General features: G+C 67.5%; 21 protein-coding genes. 5 read left to right on the plus strand and 16 right to left on the minus strand.

Going from position 1 to position 23,726, the window contains the following annotated elements; translation table 11 throughout:
- Nucleotide 1: 1 nt before the first annotated feature.
- The 3 genes from QSK25_RS42335 to QSK25_RS42345 are packed head-to-tail and all read right to left on the minus strand — an operon-like array spanning nt 2 to nt 2,000.
- Nucleotides 2-403, minus strand: a complete 402-nt coding sequence (locus QSK25_RS42335; RefSeq protein ID WP_285647045.1) for a hypothetical protein — start codon at nt 401-403, stop codon at nt 2-4.
- On the minus strand, nt 400-996 hold the full coding sequence (locus QSK25_RS42340; protein ID WP_285647046.1) for a GNAT family N-acetyltransferase: 597 nt from the start codon (nt 994-996) through the stop codon (nt 400-402). The genes QSK25_RS42335 and QSK25_RS42340 overlap by 4 nt, the downstream gene beginning before the upstream one ends.
- Entirely contained in the window at nt 993-2,000 is a 1,008-nt protein-coding gene (locus QSK25_RS42345) for a thioesterase II family protein (RefSeq protein ID WP_352237031.1), read from the minus strand. The genes QSK25_RS42340 and QSK25_RS42345 overlap by 4 nt, the downstream gene beginning before the upstream one ends.
- Nucleotides 2,001-2,338: 338 nt before the next feature.
- Between QSK25_RS42345 and QSK25_RS42350 the strand changes: the two genes are divergently transcribed.
- Nucleotides 2,339-3,466, plus strand: coding sequence for a cytochrome P450 family protein (locus tag QSK25_RS42350; protein ID WP_285647049.1), 1,128 nt, complete (start codon nt 2,339-2,341; stop codon nt 3,464-3,466).
- A 99-nt stretch (nt 3,467-3,565) separates the two neighbouring features.
- Here the strand turns inward: QSK25_RS42350 and QSK25_RS42355 are convergent, their stop codons facing one another.
- The 13 genes from QSK25_RS42355 to QSK25_RS42415 form a co-directional block, all read right to left on the minus strand.
- Nucleotides 3,566-5,926 carry a helix-turn-helix transcriptional regulator gene (locus QSK25_RS42355; protein ID WP_285647050.1) on the minus strand — a complete coding sequence of 787 codons (2,361 nt, stop codon included), beginning with the start codon at nt 5,924-5,926 and terminating at the stop codon, nt 3,566-3,568.
- A 160-nt stretch (nt 5,927-6,086) separates the two neighbouring features.
- Entirely contained in the window at nt 6,087-6,743 is a 657-nt protein-coding gene (locus QSK25_RS42360) for a hypothetical protein (RefSeq protein WP_285647051.1), read from the minus strand.
- Between the two features lie 176 nt (nt 6,744-6,919).
- Entirely contained in the window at nt 6,920-7,339 is a 420-nt protein-coding gene (locus tag QSK25_RS42365) for a hypothetical protein (RefSeq protein WP_285647052.1), read from the minus strand.
- Nucleotides 7,340-7,475: 136 nt separating this feature from the next.
- Nucleotides 7,476-7,880: a hypothetical protein gene (locus tag QSK25_RS42370; RefSeq protein ID WP_285647053.1), complete on the minus strand. Its 405-nt coding sequence runs from the start codon at nt 7,878-7,880 to the stop codon at nt 7,476-7,478.
- A 26-nt stretch (nt 7,881-7,906) separates the two neighbouring features.
- Complete coding sequence (locus QSK25_RS42375; RefSeq protein WP_285647054.1) at nt 7,907-8,284, minus strand: hypothetical protein; 378 nt, start codon at nt 8,282-8,284, stop codon at nt 7,907-7,909.
- 19 nt (nt 8,285-8,303) lie between these two features.
- Nucleotides 8,304-9,023 carry a hypothetical protein gene (locus QSK25_RS42380; protein WP_285647055.1) on the minus strand — a complete coding sequence of 240 codons (720 nt, stop codon included), beginning with the start codon at nt 9,021-9,023 and terminating at the stop codon, nt 8,304-8,306.
- Complete coding sequence (locus tag QSK25_RS42385) at nt 9,023-10,771, minus strand: hypothetical protein (RefSeq protein ID WP_285647056.1); 1,749 nt, start codon at nt 10,769-10,771, stop codon at nt 9,023-9,025. Before QSK25_RS42385 ends, QSK25_RS42380 begins: the two co-directional genes overlap by 1 nt.
- Nucleotides 10,772-10,888: 117 nt before the next feature.
- Complete coding sequence (locus tag QSK25_RS42390) at nt 10,889-11,314, minus strand: hypothetical protein (protein ID WP_285647057.1); 426 nt, start codon at nt 11,312-11,314, stop codon at nt 10,889-10,891.
- 155 nt (nt 11,315-11,469) lie between these two features.
- Nucleotides 11,470-11,856, minus strand: a complete 387-nt coding sequence (locus QSK25_RS42395) for a hypothetical protein (protein WP_285647058.1) — start codon at nt 11,854-11,856, stop codon at nt 11,470-11,472.
- Nucleotides 11,857-12,069: 213 nt separating this feature from the next.
- A complete protein-coding gene (locus tag QSK25_RS42400; RefSeq protein ID WP_285647059.1) occupies nt 12,070-13,635 on the minus strand; it encodes a hypothetical protein in 1,566 nt (521 codons plus the stop codon).
- An 81-nt stretch (nt 13,636-13,716) separates the two neighbouring features.
- Entirely contained in the window at nt 13,717-16,092 is a 2,376-nt protein-coding gene (locus tag QSK25_RS42405; protein WP_285647060.1) for an FtsK/SpoIIIE domain-containing protein, read from the minus strand.
- 191 nt (nt 16,093-16,283) lie between these two features.
- The gene (locus tag QSK25_RS42410) at nt 16,284-16,706 is read right to left on the minus strand and encodes a hypothetical protein (protein WP_285647061.1); all 423 of its coding nucleotides are present in this window, start codon (nt 16,704-16,706) and stop codon (nt 16,284-16,286) included.
- A gap of 16 nt (nt 16,707-16,722) precedes the next feature.
- Complete coding sequence (locus QSK25_RS42415) at nt 16,723-17,643, minus strand: ParA family protein (RefSeq protein WP_285647062.1); 921 nt, start codon at nt 17,641-17,643, stop codon at nt 16,723-16,725.
- Between the two features lie 314 nt (nt 17,644-17,957).
- Between QSK25_RS42415 and QSK25_RS42420 the strand changes: the two genes are divergently transcribed.
- Genes QSK25_RS42420 through QSK25_RS42435 form a run of 4 tightly spaced genes read left to right on the plus strand, consistent with a single transcriptional unit; the run spans nt 17,958 to nt 23,689 of the window.
- Nucleotides 17,958-18,218, plus strand: coding sequence for a hypothetical protein (locus QSK25_RS42420; protein WP_285647063.1), 261 nt, complete (start codon nt 17,958-17,960; stop codon nt 18,216-18,218).
- Nucleotides 18,219-18,228: 10 nt separating this feature from the next.
- A complete protein-coding gene (locus QSK25_RS42425; RefSeq protein WP_285647064.1) occupies nt 18,229-18,741 on the plus strand; it encodes a hypothetical protein in 513 nt (170 codons plus the stop codon).
- Nucleotides 18,741-21,569 carry an ATP-binding protein gene (locus QSK25_RS42430; protein WP_285647065.1) on the plus strand — a complete coding sequence of 943 codons (2,829 nt, stop codon included), beginning with the start codon at nt 18,741-18,743 and terminating at the stop codon, nt 21,567-21,569. The genes QSK25_RS42425 and QSK25_RS42430 overlap by 1 nt, the downstream gene beginning before the upstream one ends.
- Entirely contained in the window at nt 21,566-23,689 is a 2,124-nt protein-coding gene (locus QSK25_RS42435) for a hypothetical protein (protein WP_285647066.1), read from the plus strand. Before QSK25_RS42430 ends, QSK25_RS42435 begins: the two co-directional genes overlap by 4 nt.
- The last annotated feature ends 37 nt before the right edge of the window (nt 23,690-23,726 follow it).

Genomic DNA, 23,726 nt, shown 5'->3' on the forward strand with positions numbered 1-23,726 from the left:
GTCACTCCGCTTCCTCGAGGGCGATCGGTCGCACCTTGGGGCGGGCGATCATGCGTGCGTGCGGGAGTCCGTGATCAAGCTCGATTCCGACGTGCTCGGGGAGCTGGCGGCGCAGATCGGCGCCTTTGAGCTGGCGGTGCCACACCTCGTCATGGCCGTAGCGGGCGTCGGGCAGGAATCCGTACTCGCTGTAGGCGTGCACCCAGTGCTGGTCACCTGCGTTGTGGATGACGATGCGGTCGGTGTCGGGCTCGGTCGCGACGTACACGGTGGCCCAGTCGAACTGCTCGGCCAGGCCAGCGCGCCGGACCTCCTGCTGGTGCTCCTGCTGTGCGGCGCGGCGCAGGTCGGGGCCTCCGACGACGGGGTTGCGTGGCCCGTTGGCCGGTTCGAGGAAGCTCATCGTGACCACCTCCCGGTGGAATCGATCTTGTGTTGGTCGAGGGCATCGGCGCTGATGGCGGCGACGGGGATTACGACGTCGACCACGCCGGCGTCGGGGTGCAGCCAGCGCGCCTGCGGGCAGAAGCGGGTGATCAACCTTCGGGCGCGGACGTTGCCAATACCGAGGTATGCGCACAGGTACTCCTGCTGTGTCAGGGCCGTGACCTCGGCGAGCATGGCCACCATCAGCGATCCGAGGCCCTTGCTCTGCCAGGCGTCTTCGATGATCAGCGCGACCTCGGCCGTGGCCTCCCCGGTGGGCAGGATCGAGCCGGCGGCCAGCACGCGGTCGTCTTGCCAGGCCAGCACGGTGGCGTGCTGGGTGCTGCGCACGACGGTGTCCACGTACAGCTCGACCGCGGTCACCGACCTCATGTCGCCGACCAGCTCGACCAGCTCGTCTACCTCGGACGCGGTGCTGGTGGTGGCCAGGAAGCGATCTCGCAGCGTCTCGGCGGAGCAGCGGGCGAGCATCGAGCGCAGGGCCGGGCCGGCGTTCGGGGTGGCGCGGCGCAGGTAGATCGGGGCGAGCAGCGGAGGTACAGCCGTCATACCGCACGCTCCAGTTCCGCGACGTCGTCCGGGTGGACGGTGTCGTGCGGCCAGCCGAGCGCGGCCAGCACCGTGTGCACGTCGAAGTCGCGGACGAAGAAGTGGTCGCCGGCCCACTGGCGCATCGTGGCGCGGCCGGGGTGAGCGAGTTCGCTCCAGGGCTCCACCGCGGCCGGTGGGGCGTACCAGTCGCCGTTGGCGCTCCACGCGTGCAGCTGACAGCCCTGGACGAGCTGGGCGCCGGCGACGGCGGGCCGGTAGCGCTCGCAGGCGGCCAGGTCGGCGCGAACGCGGGGCAGCACCCGGTTCAAGAGCCTCTCGTCGTAGCGCAGGTCCATCGACAGGCCGCCCAGGTCGATGAGCGCGTCCACCAGGCCGCTGTCGTCGAGCTGGTGCAGCTGAACTGGCACCTCGAGGTGCGCGGCGCGCGAGCCGGAGACGATCAGGCCGTCCAGCCGCCTGTTCTGCGCTTGCAGCCGGACCGCCAGTTCGAAGGCGATCAAGGCGCCCAGGCTGTGTCCGAAACAAGCTGACCATTCGACGTCGCCGTACCTGGTGACCAGGTCATAGGCGATCTGCTCGGCGATCATCTCGACGGTGTACTCGTCGCCGCGCCACGCGGTGCTGCGTGGCAGCACGACGGTGAGCAGCTCGATCTCTTCCGGCATTTCGCGGGCCCAGCGGTGATAGACGCCAGGGCCGCCGCCGGACCACGGGATGCAGATCAGGCGGTGAGTCGCCTGCGGCCGCGAGACCGGGCGTAGCACATACGCCCGTGATGGTTCAGTCATGTTGATGCCCCCCGAGATGTGGTGGGGAGGGGAGAAAGGGTGCTCGCGGTCCGTGGCAGGGGTATTTCGTTGCCTTCCCAAGGCATGCCGACCGCGAGCGTCCTTTCTCGCCCCCACCCCCTTCTTGTGACCCCTTGCGGGGCTGCCACCTGCTACTTCGGGATGGATGTCCGGGCCCCTCGAAGTCCCCGCCCCCCGGCGGAGTTGTGGCATATCCAGGATTCAAGACAGCCGGTCTGGAATTCATCGGGAGAAGTGCCGATCTTGCCGTGCGACCAAGTGGTCTAGCTCTTGGTAGCCGCGTAGGTACTGCACGTGGCCGTCGCTCGATCCGCTTAGGTGGGGCGCCTAGGTGTATTCACCGATGCGGGTTTGGAAACGAATGATCGACGCTACCCAGAACCCCTATTGGTGGGGGCTAAAGGGCTGGTCGCGATGGCGTGGCCGGGAGCCGATGGAGGCGCGGGGTGTCAGCAACAGGCACGCTGTTCAGCAGGGAGTACTTCCGTGATCCACTGCCGACACTGAATTCGCTACGGCCACTCGGGCCGGTGCACCCGGCGGTGCTGCCGAACAAGGCGGCGGTCTGGGTCGTGACGGACTACGACCATGCCCGGATCGCCCTGACCGACCCGAGGGTCCGCAAGGCCTCGGGGCCGCTGTCGGAGATCATGGTGCGCAAGCTCGAAGAGGGCGGCGGCCATCCCGAGGTGTCGTCGTTCTTCGCCAACAACATGCTGGTCATGGACCCGCCGGACCACACCAGGCTGCGCAAGTTGCTCGCCCGCGACTTCACGCAGCGCCGGATGGAAGCGCTGCGTCCCCGAGTCGAGCAGATCGCGACCGAGCTACTCGACCAGCTGCCAATGCACGAGCCGGTCGACCTGATCGAGCGGTTCGCCTTCCAGCTGCCGATGATGGTGATCTGCGAGCTGCTCGGCGTGCCGCAGGAGTCGCGGGCGCCGATGCGGGACTGGTCGCAGGCGATGATGGGCGAGGCCTCGCAGCAGGCGGCGGTCGAGGCCGGTCAGCAGATGACGGCGCTGTTCATGGAGCTGGTCGAGCGCAAGCGCGTCGAGCCGGGCGCCGACCTGATCTCCGCGCTGACCCGCGCCAGCGATGACGAGGAACGCCTGACCGAGGCGGAGCTGGTGCAGACGGCCATCCTGCTCGTGGTGGCCGGCCACGAGACGACCGTGAACTTGATCGGGTCCGGTGCGGAGTGGCTGCTGCGCGACCACGACACGCGCCGGCGGCTGGTGGACGACCTGTCGCTGATGCCTCAGGCGGTGGAGGAGTTACTGCGGCTGACCAGCCCGTTGACGATCGCCACGGTGCGCTACACCGCGGAGCCCGTCACGTTCGGCGACGTCACGGTGCCGGCCAACGAGATCCTGCTCGTGTCGCTGAGCGGCGCGAACCGTGATCCCGCTCGGTTCGAGCGCCCGGACGAGTTCGAGCTGGGCCGCAGCACGGGCCACCTCGCGTTCGGCCACGGGATCCACCACTGCATCGGCGCCCCGCTGGCCCGGCTCGAAGGCGAGATCGCGCTGCGTCAGCTGCTGAGCCGGTTCCCAAGTTACGTCGGCGCGGTCCCCTCCGAACAGCTCCGACGCCGACGCGCCTACATGGTGTCGTCCGGCTTCCGAGAACTTCCTGTGATCCTCGATCCAGCCTGACCACACGACGAAGGGGACATGCCGTTGCACGTCCCCTTTCTCAGTCGAGCACGACACCAGCCCGGTTCTCTGCGGTTTTCGCAGGTAGCCGGGCTATTGCTATTGCTGTTGCTGTTGCTGTCCCCACCACACGCTGATGTCCACCCTGCTGCCGGCGCCGACGAGTCCGAGTTTGTTGCGGATGGACGCCAGATGAGCATCGACCGTGCGAGGGGAAACCACGAGCTTCTGGGCGATCTGCTTGGTCGTCATCGCGGCGGCGACCAGGCCGGCGATCTCGTACTCCCGCTCGGTCAGCCCGCCGGGAATGATCGGCCGGCCGTCCTGCACGGCGGCCTGCTCCTGCGCATACGCGAGCACCTGAGGGCGGCTCATGGCCGCGCCGCGCTCGGCCGCGGCCGCGAAGTCCACCATCCCGAGCCGGGCCCGCGCGATGGTCTCCCAGTGGGAGTGCAGCTTGTGCACGATGCCGACTTCCATGATTCCCACGGTGTCCTGCTGCCACTGGCGCACGGCGCCCATCAGCACCGCAGCGGCCTCGTAGCGGCCAACCTCCACGAACGCCCAGGCCAGGGCATCGAGGCTCCACGTCGGCCCCCACATGTCGCCGATGCTCATCTGGCTGCCGAGCGTTTCCACGAACGCATCGACCGCACGGTAGGCGGAGCCGTGCTTGAGCTCGGCGATCCCCCGACACCACTTCGCCCAGTTGAGACCGATGGGGGAACCGGTGCCGTAAGCGCGGGCGATGTCGTCCTCGGAGGCCTGGAAGGCCAGGTCCGGCGGTCCGACGAGAACCGCGGCCATCGGGACGAACGAGCGGGCCGGGTACACCGCGCCGTCAGGAGCGTTCTCCAGCCACAGCCGCTGAGCTTGCTCGAGCACGGCGATCGCGCCGGGGTCGGAGTCGGCGTAGACCATGATCAGCGCCTTGGCGAACAGGATCCAGCTCTCCAGGTCCGGCGGATTGCCCAGCTGTGCCGCGATCTCGATCGTCTCGTCGAGACGGGCGCGGGCCATCGTGTGGTCGCCCTGCGACACACCGATGGTCATCAGCAGCATGCGCCCCATGATGTCCAGCCGGTGAGGCTCGTCAGTCGGTGCGTCCAGGGTGCGTTCGAGCAGGCTGCGCGCCTCGTGAAGCCGTCCCAGTGCATAACCCCAGCGCGACTGTCCCAACGCCACAGCCAGCCGCTTGGCGTCGTGCACCTTGCCCTCTGCCAGGAAGATGTCCGAGGCGGCGAGGAAGGACGGCATCTCGGCCTTGATCAGCTGCAACCAGGCGATCTCGTGCGGAGACTGCACCGCGCTGGACAGCTCGGCCGCCCAGTCCCGGTAGTGCTCGGCGAACCTCAACCTGATCTGGGCTTCCTCGGGGCGTTCGCGAAGCTTCGCCTTGGCGAAGGACCGCATCGTCATCAGCATCCGGTATCGCGCGGCGCCGTCGCGGATCTCCACGACCAGCATCGACTGATCGACCAGCGACATCAGCAGCTCGGCGACGTTCTCGGCCGCGATCGTGGCGTCCGAGCACGCCTTTTCCGCGACTTCCAGCCGAAAGCTGGCCGGGAACAGCGCCAAGCGCTCCCACAGTTGCTGCTGCTCAGGACAGCACCGGTCATACGACCAGGAGATCATCGCGGACAGCGTGCTGTGGTGCGGCTGGGAGTAGTGCGTGCCGGCGGTGTCGAGCAAAGAGAACCGCTCGTCCAGGGCCAGCTTGTCCACCAGGTCCTTGATCCCCATCGTGCGCAGCCGTGTGGCGGCCAGCTCGATCGCCAGTGGGATGCCGTCGAGCAGCTGGCACAGGCGCTTGGCGTTGGGCAGGTCGCTCTCGCACAGCTCGATCCCGACCGCGCGGGCCCGGTCATAGAGCAGCTGCACAGCCTCGTAGCGGGTGCCCTCAGGGCTGGCCACGGGGTCGTCGTTGCCGGCGTCGAGTGGCGAGACGCCCAGCACCCGCTCTCCCGGCACCTGCAAGGTCTGCCGGGAGGTCGCCAGCATCCGGACGCCGGGAGCGGCCTGCAACACCCGGCGGACCAGGCCCGCGACGTCGTCAGCGAGGCGTTCGCAGTTGTCGAACAGCAGCAGCAGTTTGAGCTTGCTCAGCCTCTCCAGCAGAACCCCGAAGCTGACGCCCACCGAGGAGTTGAACGGCAACCCCAGCACCTCGGCCACGGCGGCGGCGATCTGCTCAGGCTGAGAAAGCGGGGTCAGCCAGACGACCCAGACCCCGTCTGGGAAGTCCTCGGCGGGGTTCGCCGCGATCATGGAGGCGATCCGGAGTGCCAGGCGTGTCTTGCCGACGCCGCCCGTTCCGGTCAGCGTGACCAGGCGTGACTCCCCGAGCATCCTCAGGGTGTCGGCGACAGCGTGGTGCCGGCCCACGAAGCTGGTTTCGTCAGCTGCGGGCAGGTTGCCGGGCCTCGTCCCAGTCGTAGGCGCACTGTCAGTAGTCACGTGGGTGAGGTTACGTAATCGCGGCTGCTCAGGTATGGAATTTAAGCCTGTAGCGCTCACACTCCGGTCACACCTGGCGGAGGATTGGCAAAATTGTCACCGTGCGCAGCCGCCCGATTGCATCCGTTTTGGTCATTTCTCAGGCGTGAACTGGCGTCGCTCAGGCAGTCGTGGACGCGGCCGCCGTCCGGTCGTGGTTACGGTGTGTAAGAACACGCCAGAGGACGGTCTCGCGCACCAGCGCGACGGGCACGCCCCCAAGAAGCAGGGTGGCCTGCACATGAATCACCGGGAAGTCCGCCTGCGGGCGGGTGGCGATCGTGTAGGCGAAGTGGTTCGACCGCTCGGCGTCCTCCAGCAGCTCGCCGAGCGGGATCTCCCCGGCGCGCAGTGCCTCGCGCTGCTCCAGGGTGAACGGCAGCCGATGCTCGATCACGAGCGCGGAGATCGCCGCGGCGTAGAACGCGGGGCCCGCGATCCGGGGCACCAGCCAGCCCTCCCGGTAGAGGGCGGGGTCGCCGGGGTCGACGTCGAGGAACACGGCGTCGCTGGTGGAGACCGGCCGGCGGCAGTCCTCCAGCCGCGGCTGACGTCGCAGTGGTGTGCCCAGGTAGGCGCCCAGCGACCTCGTGAACGACCTCGTTCCACGAAGACCGCGCGTCAGCCTCGCAGCCTCGGAGGCAAGAGTAGGACCGGCCTTGACCGGCCCCCGGATCGCCGCTGACGCCGCAGCATCGGCGAGCTCGAGTCGGCCGGCATCGGCAACGCCGCAGCAGGAAGTGGCAGGGGAGAGCTCCGGCGCCAACTGCATGGTCATCTTCACGCCCTCGTTTCGGGACAGCCCGAAGGGCGCGGACTGACGAGGGGCGCAAACACCCAAGACCGGGTGCGGGACCTGCCTACTATGCACCCTCAGTCGCCGAGTCGGCTGCGGTTTCGCCGACTCGGCTGCACGACCAGCTCAAACGCGTTCTGCGAGAGCGGTGAATGCCATCAGCTGTCCTTGCCGTAGATGTCCGGCGAGGCCGCCAACTTGCAGTCCCAGCACGCTCCCAGAACCTCGTCGAGCCATTTGCGTCCGATGACGCGGGCCACGGTTCCGTCCAGCAAACGCAGAGACGACATCACGATCTTGCCGACCAATTCCTCCGCGTCGGCATCAGCGTTGGTCACGAACGGCAATGTGAATTCCGCAAGTTCCTGGTAGTCCCGCTTGTTTTCGTGGCCCTCCCGCGTCTGCATGTACCGGACCGCGCCCGCGTAGTACATGCACATCTGGTGGGCCATCACTCCCAGGTCCTCGGACAGCTCAGGAGCACTGGAAAAAATCTTCCGTAGCCCGCACGTGTTCTCCTCGGTAAAAGCGACGAGTGAGATCAGCTTGACCAGACGCGAAGTGGGATCGAGGTCCATCTGACGATCATGGCAGTTCAACGCAGGCCTGTCCGGGAGTGCAGATCTCGACCAGGTGCGCGCCTCAGCGACGCGCTGCTGGTCGAGAACCTGGACGACGCCGGCGCGCAGCTCGATGCCAGAAGATCGGCGGCTGTCAGCTCTCGTGCTGGACCTGCTGCACGGCACGGCCGATGGCTGAAGCACTGGCAGCGATCTTGCCCAGCAGTACGGTGCGGCGCTGCACCTCGGCAGGGTCCTGAAGGTGCGCCGGGGCAAGCAAGCTGGCGACGACGTCGAGGATCTCCTGCACGTGCGCGGCCGCGACCGCCAGCGGCTCGGCGTCGGGCTTGATGCCGTGCCGACGAAGATCCTCGAAGACGACGTGGAGAGGCACGTTCGCGGCCGCGGCGAGCTGTTTCGCGTCCTGCGCGGCCGCGCGCCATGCGATAGCCATTAGGGAGGACCGCTGGGTTTGTGCCTGGTCATCGTGCTGAGCCCAGTTGCGCAGGGCGATGAACGCCGCTTCGCGCGTGTTCTCCTGGTCGAAAGAAGTGGTCACCGGTTGAGCGTGCCAGTCGGCGCGATTCAGGGCTCGTGGAGGCACCCGCTCATCAGATTCCGGTACTCCGCTTCGCGCTCTTCCTCGTAGGCGATTCTCTCGGCTTCCAGCTCGGCCTCGAGGGATTCGACTGTGCAGCCTTCGGTGCAGGGCCATGGATCGGCTGGAATCGTCCTGGGGTGGTCGCTGGTGTCGGCCGGGTCCACGACGGTGAGGTGGTGTCCGTGCTGGCACCACGTCCCGTAGAGCTCGGCCACGACGCCGTTGATCCGCCGCGCGCTGCCGTCGTTGGCGGCGAGGACCGCTTTGGCGTAGTCCGCGGTCTGCGGAAAGCCTGTGAGGAACGCGAGCTCGGGCAGGACGGGGTCGGCTGCGATCGCACCAGCAGGCATCTTGTCGGACATCACTCTTCCTGTCTGTCTGTCAGTCCCACTTGAGTTCGAAGGCGTCGAGCGATTCCCAGTGCCAGCCGAAGTCTTCGCCGTAGCCGCTGCATCCGGCGTGTTCAGTGCTCAGGTACTCCTCTGCGGCCTGCAGGGCGCTGTCGAGGTCGCCGGACTCGGTGGCGGTGAGGATGCTGTCGGCGAGGTCCTCGTCGATGGTGACGTTGACGGAGCGGTCGCGTTCGTCGTCGTCAGAGCTGCTCTCGCCCTTGACGCTGGCGTGGCCGCTGATCACGAGCCGCGGTGTGCGGGTCGGTCGTCCGGTCCGGTCGACGGGAATGCCAGCGCGGGTGCGGGACTCGGCCCGGTCGTGGTGGGTGACCGCTTCGGTGGCCGGTTCCGGAAGTTCGGCATCCGGGCTGGTCGTCCACGCTTCCACGGCCTCGACCGGGACGCCGATCTCTTCGGCCGCGGCTTCGGTTCCGCCCATGCGGTCGATCTGGTCGACGCGCTTGACCATCTCGGAGATGAGCGAGTGGGGCACGCGGCCCTCGTAGCGCCACCGGCGAACGGAGCGGGCGGAGCGGGCGAGGCCGAGCTCGGCGGCGATGCGCCGGACTTCGTCGGTGCCGAGTCGCTGGATCATTGCCGTCACGCTGAGGTGGTCGGCGCCGGTGTGCACGCCGTTGCGGACCACCTCGCGCTTCTGGTTGGCGATGATGGTCGGGTCGGCTTTCTGCACGGGCTTGAACTGCGGCATCACTCCACCTCCTCGTCCGTCTCGTCGAGCTCGTAGTCCTGGTCGCTGTCCTGGTCCGCGGCGTCGGCCTGGCCCTTGGCCTCCGGCGGCCAGAGAATCCGGTTGGGGCTGCTCCCCCGCAGTTCAGAGAGCCGCTCGCGGAGCTCGTCGGCGACGTCGGGCATGAACGGCTGCACCTTGTCGACCTTGAGAATGCCCAGGCGTTTGTCGTCGGCGTCCTCGAGGGCGGCGAGTTGCTCGTCGTCGACGAGGTAGGTCAGCGAGTCGGTCGCGGCCTGGATCGGCCAGACGTAGTGCTTGGCGCGGATGCGCTGGGCCTGCCACCACAACCGCGCCGTTGTGGCCGCGGTGGCGGCGGGCCACCAGATCGGCTGGTAGCGCCAGGGCTTCGGCCGGTCGCGCTTGTCGGGGTCGGCGTCGTCCTGGGCGAACTTCGAGGCGTGGCGGCCGATCGCGGCGCGCACGCTGTTCTTGCCGAAGCTCTCCAGCCAGGCCTTGAGCGCGGGATTGTCGTTTGCCGGGTCGTTGAGGTGGTCCCAGCACTTCTTCGCGCTCTTGTAGAGGCGCTGGAGCATCTGGCCGCTCTCGGGCCAGACCCAGGCGCCGCTGATGTTGAGGTGCTCGATGGTGTAGCCGCCGCCGAAGTTGTCCGGGTCGCCGGTGAGGATCTTGAGGGTGGGCGGGAACAGCCAGGCCAGCACGCCGTTGGCGTTGGTGAAGTCCGGGTGGGGCGGGAAGATGTGCTTCTCGTCCCAGGTCGGGGGCTGTGCGCGCCACAGCGCGAAGACCTGGCGGTCGGCGTCGGTGGCGAGTTTCCAGGCGAGCTTCTGGGCTTCCTCGCCGTCGACCCAGCGAGGGGTGCCGTAGCCCAGCCACAGTTCGTTGACGGCGTAGGGGTAGGCCCAGCGCTGGTCGAGCTGGATGGCCCAGGTGGCGTTCTCGATCTCGGCCTTGGTGGGCTGGCGCCACCAGTTCGTCGCGGGGAAGACGTCGTTGCTGCCGATGCCGGCGCGGCCGTCGAGCTTGGGGATGACACCGGCCTCGTCGATGGGTCGGTGCAGCTTGCGGCCCTTGGCGTCGATCATTGGGGCGCCGCGCTTGCGGGCGGCGCGGGCGATGACCTGGTCGCGGTCCAGAAGCTTCGTGGCGGCCAGCGCGGGCGTGGCCAGGGGCAGGACGTCGAGCAGCTCGTCGACGACCTCGATTCGCTCGATGATCTGCGCGGCGCGGCGCACGGGGTCGAGGTCGAGCTCGGTCACGGTGCCGTCCTGGCCGGTGACGCCGGCACCTTTGCCGTCGAGCAGCCACTGGTAGGGCTCCAGGACGATCGCGACCGAGCGCATCTTGCCGTCGACGTCGGTGCGGGAGAACGTGGCGCGGGCGCCCAGGCCGTTGCCCTGCAGCGTCCAACCGGCGTCGATGGCGCTGGCCAGGAACGGCTTGCCGGCCTTGGCCAGCTGGCGCTCGACGTCGGCGCGCTGGTGCTTGTGGGACTGGTTGGGGTCGGGCCGGAACTCCAGGCCCAGGGCGGTGACGTGCTCTGCAAGCACCCACACCTGCACGGCGGAGTTGGGATGGCCAAGAGGGACCGCCTCGACGATTCGCAGGATGTCCAGGGCGGTGGTGACGTTGAAGGCGCGCCGGTCGAACTGGTTGGGGGTGCGGTCCGAGCGGACCTGGACCCAGCCGGGGCCGACGACGGCCACGGCACGCCGGTCCGGCTTGGTGCGCTTAGGCTTGGGTGGCATCGACACATCTCCTGTTGATGCTCTGCTGGTCCGGGGAGAGCCGGTTGCGTCGGCTCTCCCCGGAGCGTTTCCAGGGGTCTACCAGGGTGGTCTGACAGTGCGCGGCGCGGGCCGCGGCTACTGCTGGGCCCCGGCGAACTCCTTGATCTGCTGACTGATCTTGTCCAAGGTGTCGACCGCGGCAGCGTGGGCCTTGAGCAGCTTGGCGACTTCCGACTCCTGCTCCCCCGCAGCCTCGTCATCGGCGTTCGACGCCTTCACCTGCTCGACGACCTGCGCGAGCATCTCCAGCAGCTCCTGGCGCTCCTTGACGGCCTTGCGGATCTGCGCCGTGGTCTCCTCGGTGATCTCCAGGCCCGCGCGCACGCGGGTGGTCAACGAGGTCGCGCGCTTCTGCTCGCCGGTCGGCGGAATCGCCAGAGGCGCGCTCAGGGCGGCGCGGATCTCGTCGAGGATGCCCTTGGCCCCGTCGGAGTGCAGCGCCTTGTAGAGGACATCCGCCTCTTCCTTGTCGAGCGTGATCACACTGCGCACTGTCGCCACGACAGCCCCCTTCGAAACACGATGTTGCTGGTAGAGGTGTTGACCAGCACACCCTAGCACAGACAGTCAGACAGACAGAGGTCTGTCTTATTAGCTGTCACCCGGTCAGGCGGTGCTCGATTCGCGGAGCAGCCGCCGGCGCGACAGCCGCGCGCTCACGCGGGATGGAGCCCCGGCGGGAAGGCAACGCCTTCGACGTACGGGGCGCCGACGTAGGGAAGGCCGTCGAGCCTTCGGATTGCGGGCGGGGTGGGGCGGATGCGCATGTCGGCGTCGCGGGTGTGCATCTCGCAGTAGGCCCGCTCATGGCCAGTGGTGTCCGTCAGTACGGCCCAGGCCTGTTCGGAGCACGGCGTGTCGTCGTGGTCGTACGGCCAGACGCGTTCGCAGCCGAGCGCCCTGCACCAGGTCATCTTCTGACCGCCCGAGGTGCTCCGGGAGCGCAGAAACCGGCCGTGTTCGGGGCAGATTCCGAAAGGCGCCTGGCAAGAGGTACTGCCGGGCTCCACTCGAATCAACACTCCAGCACTGTTCTCGTCCATTTTTCTGCCACTTTCCGATCGTGTCGCGCTTCAAAAGGAAACGCTCCGTCACACTTCATAGTATTGAGCGTGACGGAGCGTTCCACGTGCGTGACAGGCACTTTTCAAATTATTTTTCTGGCCTTCTGTTGATCTTGCTGCGCAGGTGCGTCACGGTGCTGTGCAGCGGCGTGCCGTTCCAACGTGACGAACGCTGGAACGGCACGGAACGCATCAGACCTTGGTGATGTCCGGGTGCTCCCCCTTGGCACAGGCCTTGAAGACCTTGGACACCAGAGAACGGCTGACCTTGAGCTCGCGTGCCACGTCCGCCTTGTTGAGGCGTGACGGGTCCGTTCCAGCGTTCTTCAGCTTCCACCAGTGGTAGACGACGATGTCGCTGGCGCGACGCTCGCTGGTGGTTTCGGCTGCGGACTCGCCGCTGCCGGGTACCTCGCCGTTCACCGTGTCACGGCTGTTCAGAGAGCTGTCACGCTTCTTGTCACGCTCGCCGTCACGCTCGGCACGCTTGGCGTTCCCGGACTGCTCGTCTTGGAACGTTCCGTCGAGCTGGAACACCTCGCGCAGCTGGAGATCAGTCACGCTTGCCATCTGCTCGATGTCGTTTTCGAGGTCACGGCGTGCCAGAGCGTCGAGGTCGTCACGCTCGACGTCACGCTCATCACGACCGTCACGCTCAGCCGTGATCACGCCTCCGTGACGAAGCCCGTCCGGTGGCGGCAGGGTGCTGTCCGGACGAGGTGGCGGAACGACACCGTCACGGTGCTCGTCACGCTCGTCACGCTCGGCGTTCCAGACCGTCACGCCATTGTTTGTGTCAGCGTCACTCTTTTTCTGGATTCGGTCGCGGTAGGTCTTGTGCAGACCCACGTAGTAGGGGCGCGCAGCGTACTTCCAGGCATCGCGGTAGCTGAAGTGGCTAACGCCGCGCCAGATTCCGATCGCACGCACGGAAATGACCGGATGAACGATCAGGTCAAGCACCCAGAGCAGCACGCCGAAGACGGCGTTGAGGACCAGCTGCATCGGGCTGGCGGTGCCGACCACGCCCGCGAGCAGGGACTTGCCGATGGTCGTGCCCTTGACGATCTCCGTGATCGCCACGACGAGGCTGTGGACGATGAACGGGCCGAGCAGCGACAGGGCGCCGGTGAAGCCGCCGGTCCACCAGTCGTTTTCGCCGGGCGGCTGGCCGATGGTGCTGTTGTGGCTGGTGTTGATGACGGCCGCGAAGGTGCTCAGCAGCCACATGTACTGCACGTACCGGCGCGGGTCGCGGCCGAACAGGACCATCACCACGGCCAGGGCCGTGAAGATCCAGGCGCCGCCCTCGATGGCGATCGGGATGAACTGGGGCATGTCGAGCGTGAGGTCGTTGAGCAGCTTGAGGTCGATGCGCTGCAGGGACTCGGGCAGGAAGCCGGTCCAGAAGCCGACCTGCAGGCCGATGACGACCAGGGCCATGAACAGGCCGAACGCGAGCGTGCCTGGGACCAGCACGGCGAGCGAGAGGCCGCGCCAGAACGTCCAGCGCACCCCCTGCTCGTTGGGCGCGTCAGCGGCGCTCTCAGGGCCCTTTGCGGGCCTCTGGGCGCTCTGTGCGGCGTAGGCGTCGCGCTCCTGCTGGAACTGGAGCTCGGCCCGCTCGAACTCCAGCTGCTCGCGCGCCGCTGCGAGGCGGCCGCGGCGCAACCGGGTGAACAGGCCGTAGCTCACGGCCTGTTGATCGACTTCGGGGATCGGCGCGGTTGGCCGCGCCGTATCGTTCTGGCTGGACATGAATCTCCGTTTCTCGTGTCCACCCCGGTCGGTGGCTCAATCACCGGCCGGGGGCTTTTCACCTTTTCGCAGGTCAACCTGCTATTCAGGGTCTTGGGCAGGGATGGCGACCGTGTCGTCGCGGTCGTAGCCAATGATCCGGTTGGTGCGTTCCCCCTCGACGCGCACCTCGAGGTCCCAGGTCGGGCCATCTTCCTCGATGTTGATGAGCAGAGCGGGCACCAGCTCGCCGTCCACGTCGACGATGATCGGCATTCCGGGCCGGAGCTCACGTACGTACCGTGTGTCCGCCGCGTTGATGATCGCGCTGTAGTGCGAGTTCGACGGCGGTGCCTGACCTTCGAGCACATCTGGCCGGCGCAGCAGGGGCTCGGCCTCGTTCGCTGGCACGAACAGGCCGTGGTCGAACTTCCAGTTCGGACGCAGCGAGTCAGCCAGGGCGCGATCGGCTGGTGACATCTTGTCCCGGCTCTTCTGACGCTGTTCCATCGACGGCGTCCACCAAACCTGCGCCTCGTGCACATCACCAGTGAGCATTTTGGCCATGCCGCGACCGGGGATCGATTCGTCGAGATGCTGGGTGCTGCCCGCGCCGTCGAACATCATGTCGTCGCCCTCGCGAGACATGCGGGACATGGCCAGGCGCATCGACAGGCTGTCGCGGGCCGCGCCATCTCCCCACTGCTTCGCGTCGGGCCGCTGGGTCACGATCAGGATTCGCCCGCCGATGGCGCGGATGCGCACGATCAGCAGCTTGAGCAGCTCGATCGGGTTTCGGGTACGGCCGCCATCGAAGTTGGACAAACCGGCGTTCTGCTCGCGGGTCCACTGGGTCAGCAGCGCGCTGAGAACCATGAACTCGTCGATGACGATGCAGAACAGCGGCACCTCGTTGACGTTGTTCTTGTCCAGCTGGTTTCGAGCGATCGCCCTCTCGCGAGTGACCGTTTCCTTGTCGAGGCACTCGATGAAACCAGCCACGTGATCAGGAGTGCTCGCGACGGTGAACACGCCAGGTGTGTCTACGTACTCGATCAGCTCGAAGGTCTTCGGGTCGATCAGGAACATGGGAATGTTGCGTCGCAGGCCGGACACGATCAGCGTGCGTTCGGTGCTGGTTTTGCCCTTGCCGGTTCCACCGGCGAGGAGTGCGTGCGGAGTGCCGCAGGACGGTGACACGTTCCACACTGCGGGCGTACCAAGATCGGTCAGACCGAACGGCAGCAGGATCTGGCCGGGGCTCTCCTTGAGAAAGTCGCTGTAGTCCTCGATCACCGGATGGTTCAGGAACCTGGGCAGGACGGGGACCTCGCGCAGCCACATCGTGTCTCTGCTGGGCTCCCAGCTGCTCACAAGTCGCGTACCTGATGGAGTCTCACCGACCAGTCCGGCGATCGCCTCACCAGCAACGCGTTGCCACGCGGCCTTGGTGCTGTCCGAACTCGGCTGGTACTTGACTTTGAAGCTCGTCGTCGGGGTGCCGTCGAACATCGTCTCCGGCACCGGATCCATGCTGATAACTCGAATCGGCCACGCGTCTTTGGTCGCGTCCAGGCGCTCATGTACCTCGTCGGCGTAGTGCTCTTTCTCTGTCAGGCGCACCACGTCCGACTGCACGAGCCAGGTGATCTCAAGCTGTCTTCCGTCTGGCTCTCCGACCAATGCCAAGATCGCGTTACCCACACGCTGCTGCCACGATTCCACGGTCGCGTTCGGTGTCGCGGTGTAGTGGATTTCGTACACGCATCGGTCCGGTGTCCCGTCTTCGTACGTGTGGCGCCACGCCTTGATGTCGGTCACGCTCAGTGGCAGCTCGTCGCGAACCTGGGCAAGTCGCTCGTGGACCGCGTCGATGTAGCTCTCGGGCTCGATCTCCTCGATCGTGGGATCGCGCTTCACGCGGCGCACGCGCAGCCGGTCGCGGCGTTCGTCGTGGGTGATTTCGTAAGGCTTACCCCACTTGCGGGTCAGAGCTTTGGCCGCCTCGTGCAACTGCTCAGTGGTGGCGACGTACCCCGTGGGCACGGGCACTGTGCCGCCGCGTGGAGCTCGCAGGCCGACCCGCACGGTCGCGGCGCCGCGGATCACCTTGATCTTGAGCAGCTGGGCAACCTGGTCAACCAGGCGCCGACGCTGCCGCCACGCCCACAGCGCGACGACCTGAGCCAGCAGCGCTGCGACGAGCAGGCCGATAGCCCATGGCTCGAGGACCTTGCCGAATCCGGCGGCCGCGGTGAACGCGGTCCTCAAGGCCGGCATCGTGCTCGACCCGAGCATGCCCTCCAGCAGGGGCAGCCCCCACGCGAGCAGGGTGCCCAGGCCGGCCAGCATCGTCAGCAGCCGGCGTGCCCGCCCCATCACGGATTGGTGCCGCGCGGTCTGCTGATGGCTCTCGAACTGTCCGCCGTTGTTCGGCGGTGGGGCCGCAGCCGGACCGCTCCTTGTCGCTCGTGTCACGTCCCCTCCACCTCCTGCGACTTTTTGTCGCTTTTGTCCGAACATTCCGACTTGACAGGTACGTTACGATTGGCTGTGCCGCCAGGACGGAGTCCAAGGCTTAGGACAATCGTCCCGCCCCTGCCCCGCCGGGGAGCGCTTAGCGGCTCCCCTCCAACATGGCTTGAATCCGGCCTGCAGGCGCGCGATTTTCAGCGCCCGTGCATTTTCGGGATCTGCAGCTTGTCCTGGTACTCGACCGTCTCCACGAAGCGTGCGACCGCCTCGTGAACCACGGCTACGACGGAGTTCAGGCCAGCGGGCTGACCGGTCATCTTCGAGAGCGTCGCGATGCCCTGGAGCTTGGCCTCGAGCTCGGGAGAGAGCTTCGTCGAGAAGTTCTTCCGGTTTCCGGCGTAACGCTCGTCATCGAGGAAGCGAGCGTCAGATTCGAGCAGCTTCTTCTTTGCTCCACCTCGACCTGCGGACCCGGACTTCTTCGGCTCGGGCGTCTTCTTCGTAGACTCCTGAGACTTGGTCTCCTCGGTCGTGGTTTCTTCTTCACCCGACTGCTCGAACGGGTTGTAGCCACCAACGGGCGGCTTGACTTCGTTCTGGTTCTTGTTGGTTGCCACGGGAGTTGTGCCTTTCTTATCGGGTTCCGAGGATCCGGTCGCGCACGATCGAGTCGAACAGTTGCGGAACCCCCTCGATTTCGTTTCCGTAGGTGTAGTAGGTCTGTCCCGAGTTGATCGCTCGCTCGACGGCTGCGCGGTGTGGGGTGACGCCCCAGAACCGCTCATTGGTCCGCGCGTAGAGATCGTTCTTGTTCTCGGGAGTCTCGGGAACGCCGTAGGCGTTGGCTACTGCGCGTACAACCTGGTTGGGCATGTACTCGCGGCGGTCATGGTCGGTGACAATGATTCCGCCCATGTTCATGTGCCGGTGGTCTTCGTGTTTGCGTGCCTGCTTGAACAGGGTGAACAGAGCGTCGAGCTGGTCGACGGACTGGCTCTGTCGGGCGCAGACGACGGGAACGATGAGATCCCCGGCGACCATCGCGAGCAACGTCGCGTCGGTGTCGTTGTGGCCGGGGTCGACGATGGCGGCGGCGTAGAAGATCCCGCGCTCCGCAGCTTCGCGCATCGCGCGCTGGACGAGCAGGCGCAGCGACACGAAGGTGAGGCTGTTCTCGTCCATCGCCATGTGGCTGACCCGGATGGGCCACGTCGTCGTGGGGATCAGGTGCTGGCCGGCCCACTGGCTGCGGCGCCACACCTTGGTCTGGTCCTGCTCCACCGCGGGGCTGCCCAGGTCGACGATCGCATCGAGGACGGGGTGGTGGCCGAGCAGCGCCGAACCGAGGTTCTTCTCGAACCGGCGGGGCGGGCCTCCGGTGGCCCAGCGGGTCAGGCCGCCTTCGGTGTTGGCGTCCGCCATGAGCACCGGCTGGCCGGTGTGCTTGTGCAGCGCGCCGGCGAGGCCTTCCGCGACGGCGGTCTTGCCGACGCCTCCCTTGAGGTTCATCGGCACGATGGTCGGCGGCATGCGCCAGGTCTCTGGAAGGGTCATGGCTCCTGTCCCGCGGGGGTCCGGGTCCGGGTGAAGTGATCGAACGGTAGCAGACAGATAGCCATCCTGACAGATGGGCTACCGTCTTGATGTCTGTCTTTCTGTCTGATAGACATAGGTGGGTCAGATCCGCAGTTCTACCGATGTGACGCAATGCCACGCGGCGAAGACTGAGCGTGGGCGTCGCCTACCCTGAGCGGGTTAGCGCCTAACTTTTAGGCTCTAAAACACCTGATGAGCGGTACCGGACCGTCGAATCGGTCCACGAGGGTAACGGGCTCGACACAGAGAGAGACGGACAAATGTCGCACACCATGACGCTTGCCAGCGATGTGCTGGCCCAGGGGCTGAGCACCGGCGGGTTCCGCCAGTGGATCCTCGAGAACATCATCCCGTTGCTTCTGATCATCGTCGCGCTGCTGTTGCTGTGGCTCGGTGGCGGTAAGGGCGACAACGCCGGTGTCGCGAAGCGACTGATCGGCGTGCTCGTCGCGCTAGCCATCGTCGGCCTGGCCGTCAGCGGCGCGGGCGAGGGCATCGGCAAGTGGCTCGCCGGCCTGTTCCAGCAGGGCTAGGAGCGAGGTCATGAAGGTAGGCACCGACGACGAGGTGCACCGCGTCGACTCGATCTGGCTCGGACCACCGAACGCCACGTTCCCGTTCCGGGCCCGCTACATCGCGTGGGGCTTGTTCCTCGTCCTGCTCCTGGCGCTGATGACGCTGGCCCGGCAGTTCATGGGGTTTGGCTTCTTCATGTTCATGTGGTGCGTCATCGGTGCCATCGTCCTGACCCGCTGGATCGGCAAGCTGATCAACCACGAGCGCCCGTTCGGCGCCGTCCTGGCCATGGCCATGCGCGAGCTCTACACGCCGCGCCGCCGGACCCAGGGCGTCAGCGGATCCACGTCGATCGCGCAGGTGCGGGTCCGCCGTGAGCGGCCTCGCCCCAGCGCTCCGGTCAGCAGGGACGAACGCCGCCGGCTCAAGGCTTTGCGCCGGGCCGAGGAGAGCCAGCTCGCAACCCAGCGCAAGGCCCAGGCGCAGACCGCCAGGCAACAGCAGACCAACCGGCGCACGAGCGCGTGGAGGAAGCACTGATGGCGCGGAAGACCAAGACACCGAGCGGCCCGGACCGCCGCCGGTTGGCAGGGCCGGCCGCCGCTCCTGCCCACAAGCCCCAGATCGCGCTGCGATCGATCGACGGCCACCTCACCCGCACCGGTGACAGCGTGTACGCGTGGTACCGGCTGGCCCCTCAGCGGTGGTCGTTCCGCAGCGACTCGCAGCGCGAGCAGCTGATCAACGCGATCGCCGGTCAGTACGGCGAGCTGCAGGGCCGGTGGATGCACCTGCGCGTGACCAACCGACCGTTCCCGATCAAGGACTGGGCGCGTGCACACGTGCGCAACAGCTTCAACCGGCTGCCCGACACCAACGTCGAGGGCGCGCTGTCGTTCGACGACTACATGATCGGTGAGCAGCAGCGGCTGCTGGGCCGCTCGATGTCGGACAAGGAGGTCTACCTCGGGATCGAGGTGCAGACCCGCACGGCGGTCGACCGGCTCGTGGAGCGCGCCGCGCCGCTGGTGCGCAGGCTGTTCCCTGAAGCCATGGACGCGGAGCTGGTCGCGCTCGACGGCGAGATCGACCGGCTCGACCAGCTGGTCTCCAGCGCGGGCCTGGAAGGGACGCCGGTCACCGCGGACGAGATGTGGTGGCTGATGTACCGGTCCTGCACCCTCGGACTTCCGGCACCGCTCGCGGAGCCGGCCACGGGTGAGGGCAGGTGGGAGCTCGAGGACCTCGACTCGTTCCCCGAGGCCGCGAGCTGGCACGCCGACCCGTACTCCCCCACCTTGACGGTGACCGGCCGCACGGCGGGCAACGCCGGTGTCGAGCGGCACGTCGCGGTGCTCACGGTCGGGCTGATGCAGGACCTGCGCATCCCCGAGCAGGGAGAGCCGTGGGCCCAGATCGCCGATCGGCTGCACGCGGCGGTGGAGTGGTCGGCGCGGATCTACGTGCGCAGGCCCGACGAGGTCAGCAACGAACTGCACCGCGGCGTCGGCAAGATCAAGTCGCAGCTGCGGCACTACACCCGCGAGCACGACGTCGACGCGCCGATGTCGCTCGAGCGGCAGGCGATGCAGGCCCGCCACATCGAGGACGAGATGGCCTCGGGCTTCCAGGTGCAGCACACCAGGGTCAAGTCCTGGTGGCGCGCGGCGGTGTCCGGGAACACGAGCCAGGAGGCGCTGCGCCTGGGCCAGGCCCTCATGGACCTCTACAAGCCACAGATCGCGCTGGAGCACCCTGAAGCGCAGTACGCGCTGGCGCGGGAGTTCATCCCCGGCGAGCCGCTGTCGTCGAGCGCGTACATGCGCCGGGGCAACGTGCAGTGGGCCGCGGCCGCGATGCCGACCGCCACCTCGGAGGTGGGCGACAAGCGCGGCATCCTGCTGGGCGAGACGTCGACCTCGACGCGCCGGCCGGTGGCCTGGGACCCGTGGATGGCGCAGGAGATGCGCGACCAGTCCGGGTTGACCGCCGTGGTCGCCGGCCTGGGCGCGGGCAAGTCGTTCCTGGGCGGCTCGATCGTCTACAAGACGTTGCGCTCCGGCGCGCACTGGACGCTGCTGGACCCGTCCGGTCCGCTGGCCGCGCTGTGCGAGCTGCCGGAGCTGCGCCCGTACGCCCGCGTGATCAACCTGCTGCAGGCCGAGCCGGGAATCCTCAACCCCTACCGCGTCGTCGCCGAACCGGTGCGCGCGGACTTCGACAGCGAGAAGGACTTCATCACCGAGAAGAAGCACACCGAGGCCTCCCGCCGCCGCCTGGTCCTCGACGTGCTCATGGGCTTGATGCCTCACTCGATCGCGCAGATCGCGGAGTCGAAGATCGTGCTGCTGCAGGCGGTGCGTGCCGTGGGAGGTCGCTTCGACGCGCACCCCGGCATGGTGATCGACAAGCTCAAGGACGACCAGACCGAGCACCGCAGCCACGCCAAGGCCGTCTACAACTTCCTCGACGAGATGCGCGACCGGATGACGCTGCTCATCCCCGAGCGCGGCGACGACCCGTACGCCCGCGTCCGCGACGACCGGCTCACGGTGCTCACGATGGCCGGGCTCACGCTGCCCAAGGACGGCATCGGCCGCGAACACTGGACCGACACCGAGGCGCTGGGCATCGAGCTGCTCAACCTGGCGGCCTGGCTCACCCAGCGCTCGGTCTACGAGGGCCCGGCGGGCTACGAGCGCACCACCGGCACGCGCTGGAAGGACGCTCGCAAGGGCGTGTGGATCGACGAGGCGTTCTTCCTCTCCGAGGTCCCCACCGGCCGCGTGCTGATGAACCGCTTCGCCCGCGACTCCCGCAAGTGGAACGTCCGGGTGCTGCTGTCGAGCCAGATCCCCGCGGACTTCCTGCGCATCCAGGGCTTCGTGGCCTTGCTCGACTCGGTGTTCGTCGGCCGCCTGGACGACGACGCCGCCCAGGCCGACGCGCTGCGGCTGCTCAAGGTGCCGGTCGGCACCGGCTACGAGGAAGTCGTGGCGGGCCTGGGCAAGCGCCCTGGTGCTCACCGCGGCGGCCGTGACCGCACGCCGCGCTCGTTCATCTTCGCCGATGGCACCGGTGGCGTGGAGCGCATCAAGGTCGACGTCTCGGGCGATCACCTGGCGGGTCTGCGCGCAGCGCTGGACACCACCCCGGGCGAGACGCTCGCCACGCCGGGCCAGGTGGCCACGAGCGACGACGAGCCGGAGAGCGCCGCAGTGCAGCCCGGTGTGCTGGAGCCGGAGCTCGCGGAGCTCGACGACGAACCCAATCCCGCTCTGGCGCTGGCCGCGGCGTCAGCGCGTGCGGCGCGGGTGGTGGGCGCTGACCAGTCCGAGCGCAACAGCCACGGGGAAGGTGTCGCATGAGTCTGTTCGCACGTCTGCAGGCGCCTCGAGGCGTCGGTCGGCTCGGCCGCTTCGTCACGGTCGCGCTGGTGGCGTTCCTGGTGTGCCTGTCGGGTTCGATGGGCGCGCCGGCGGCGATGGCCGCTCCGCTGGACTGCAAGGACGCTCCCAGCCTGGAGAAGCCGGGAGCGGGCATGGTCGGCTCGCTCGACCGGCCGATCGGCCTGGGCAGGCCTGACACGATCTACCTGGACTACGGGTACGCGGGGACGCGGTGGAACACCTACGACCAGGCGCCCACCCCGCCGTGCTTCGACGTGAACGCCGGCAGTGACACCGCGATCGGCAACTTCTTCTTCGACATCGGCAAGGTGATCGTCGGCGCGACGAACGCCGCCTACTGGATGTCGCTGGACTCCGGCAGCGTCTGGGTCAACCTGGACGACGTCGTCGTCGAGGGCACGCGGATCCTCTACCAGGGCTTCACGCTGCCGTTCCTGGCGCTGGCGCTGCTGCTGGTGTCGCTGTTGATGTTCAAGTTCGTGCTGAAGGGCGATCTCGCGTCCACGTCCACGGCGGCGGGGCGTGTGACGGTCGGGCTGTGGCTGGCGTCCTCGGTGTTCCTGACGCCACTGACCTACGCGACCGTCACGGACGGGATCCTCGTGCAGGGCGTCGAGGAGCTACGCCGCAACGTTCTCGGGTCGGCCGGAATCGACTACAGCGCAGGCATTCCGACGATGCTGCACGACGAGATCGTCTGGAAGACCTGGCTCACGGGCGAGTTCGGCAGTGCTGAGGGCGACCTCGCGCAGAAGTACGGCCGTCCGCTGATCGACGCACAGGCGTGGTCGACGGTCGAGATCGCCGAACAGAAGGACGGCGACCAGAAGCTGCTCGACGCCAAGCGCGAGAACTTCAAGAAGATCGCGGCCGAGCTCCAGAAGAGCGGCAGCAACTACGACACGTTCCGCGGCAAGGACGGCTCGCGCAAGGGCGCCGGGTTCGGCGCGTTCGTCAAGGCAGCCGCCTACGCGCCGTTCCAGCTGATCTCGCTGGTCGGCATCTTCCTCGCGCAGCTGCTGTTCCGCCTGGCCGTGATGCTCGGCCCGGTGCTGGGTCTGTTGATGTTCATGCCGGGCGTGGCCCGCACCGTGGGCAGGGCGATCGGCGGGGCCTTGATCCAGGGGCTGATCCTGGTCGGTGCGTCGATTGTGCACGCGATCTTGCTCAACGCCGTGCTGAAGATGCAGGTCGGCCTGTTCGCCCAGCTGCTGATCATCACCGGCCTGACGATCGTGATGTGGCAGGCGGTCAAGCCGTGGCGGCGGCTCCGCAACATGGTCACCGCGGCCGCCGGCCTGCCGTTGCGCACGCGGCACGAGGACAGCCTGGAGGACCTGCTGCGCCGCCAGGGAAGCAAGAACCGTGGTGGCGTCCTGTACGACAAGCTCGCGTGGTGGCTGCGGCCGCCGGTGGACGACCGGGTCAAGGCATCGGGGATGCAGGGCGGTCCGGCGCGGCCGGAGACGATCTACGACGCGGAGATCGTGGAGCCGACGCCTCCCGGTACGGGTGTCGTGATTTCTCAGCGCCGTGGCGGCAGGTCCGAGGGGTACGTCAACGCCGACTCCTGGGAGTCGCACGCGCCGAAGTCACGCACCGCGCGAGGTGCTCTGGCCACGGCGCGGCCGGAGATGCCTGGGGATGCGAGCGACCCGTCCGCAGGCCGGCCGCCGCGCGGCGGTGATCCCGGGGGGTCTGGTTCGGGTGGCGCGGGCGGTGGGGTCCGTGCGGAAGGCCTGACGCCGATCGCGCTTCCCGCCGGTGAGTCGCCGGAGTCGACGCCCAGCCGGGGCGATGTGCGGGAGCCGTCTCGGCCGCCCGTGGCCGAGTCCTCGACGCCGTCCTCGTCGGCGGTGTCGGGCGAGCTGGTCGTGCCGTCGCGCATGGAGAGGGAAGAAGACGCGGCGGAACGGTGGCGTGCCGCCGAAGTCCGAGATGTTCCGCAGGCAACGAGCCGCGGTGTGGGTGATCAGGAGGTGTGGCAGATCTACCGGCCGTCGACCGGTGATGTGGAGTCGTCAGGGGGAGCTGGACAGAACACGTCCGCGCACCGCCCGGAAGTGCAGGGGGACTGAGTTATGCCGATGCGAAGCGAGAGCGGCCGTGCCGCGA

The sequence above is a fragment of the Lentzea sp. NBRC 102530 genome (assembly GCF_030269365.1).
Taxonomy (GTDB): Bacteria; Actinomycetota; Actinomycetes; order Mycobacteriales; family Pseudonocardiaceae; genus Lentzea.

What these genes read in the sequence shown, in the direction of transcription:
- QSK25_RS42335 (WP_285647045.1), bottom strand. Translation starts at nt 403, where the DNA reads ATGAGCTTCCTCGAACCGGCCAACGGGCCACGCAACCCCGTCGTCGGA.
- QSK25_RS42340 (WP_285647046.1), bottom strand. Translation starts at nt 996, where the DNA reads ATGACGGCTGTACCTCCGCTGCTCGCCCCGATCTACCTGCGCCGCGCC.
- QSK25_RS42365 (WP_285647052.1), bottom strand. Translation starts at nt 7,339, where the DNA reads ATGGACCTCGATCCCACTTCGCGTCTGGTCAAGCTGATCTCACTCGTC.
- QSK25_RS42425 (WP_285647064.1), top strand. Translation starts at nt 18,229, where the DNA reads ATGAAGGTAGGCACCGACGACGAGGTGCACCGCGTCGACTCGATCTGG.
- QSK25_RS42395 (WP_285647058.1), bottom strand. Translation starts at nt 11,856, where the DNA reads ATGGACGAGAACAGTGCTGGAGTGTTGATTCGAGTGGAGCCCGGCAGT.
- QSK25_RS42400 (WP_285647059.1), bottom strand. Translation starts at nt 13,635, where the DNA reads ATGTCCAGCCAGAACGATACGGCGCGGCCAACCGCGCCGATCCCCGAA.
- QSK25_RS42385 (WP_285647056.1), bottom strand. Translation starts at nt 10,771, where the DNA reads ATGCCACCCAAGCCTAAGCGCACCAAGCCGGACCGGCGTGCCGTGGCC.
- QSK25_RS42380 (WP_285647055.1), bottom strand. Translation starts at nt 9,023, where the DNA reads ATGCCGCAGTTCAAGCCCGTGCAGAAAGCCGACCCGACCATCATCGCC.
- QSK25_RS42345 (WP_352237031.1), bottom strand. Translation starts at nt 2,000, where the DNA reads ATGCCACAACTCCGCCGGGGGGCGGGGACTTCGAGGGGCCCGGACATC.
- QSK25_RS42420 (WP_285647063.1), top strand. Translation starts at nt 17,958, where the DNA reads ATGACGCTTGCCAGCGATGTGCTGGCCCAGGGGCTGAGCACCGGCGGG.
- QSK25_RS42360 (WP_285647051.1), bottom strand. Translation starts at nt 6,743, where the DNA reads ATGACCATGCAGTTGGCGCCGGAGCTCTCCCCTGCCACTTCCTGCTGC.
- QSK25_RS42415 (WP_285647062.1), bottom strand. Translation starts at nt 17,643, where the DNA reads ATGACCCTTCCAGAGACCTGGCGCATGCCGCCGACCATCGTGCCGATG.
- QSK25_RS42435 (WP_285647066.1), top strand. Translation starts at nt 21,566, where the DNA reads ATGAGTCTGTTCGCACGTCTGCAGGCGCCTCGAGGCGTCGGTCGGCTC.
- QSK25_RS42375 (WP_285647054.1), bottom strand. Translation starts at nt 8,284, where the DNA reads ATGTCCGACAAGATGCCTGCTGGTGCGATCGCAGCCGACCCCGTCCTG.
- QSK25_RS42430 (WP_285647065.1), top strand. Translation starts at nt 18,741, where the DNA reads ATGGCGCGGAAGACCAAGACACCGAGCGGCCCGGACCGCCGCCGGTTG.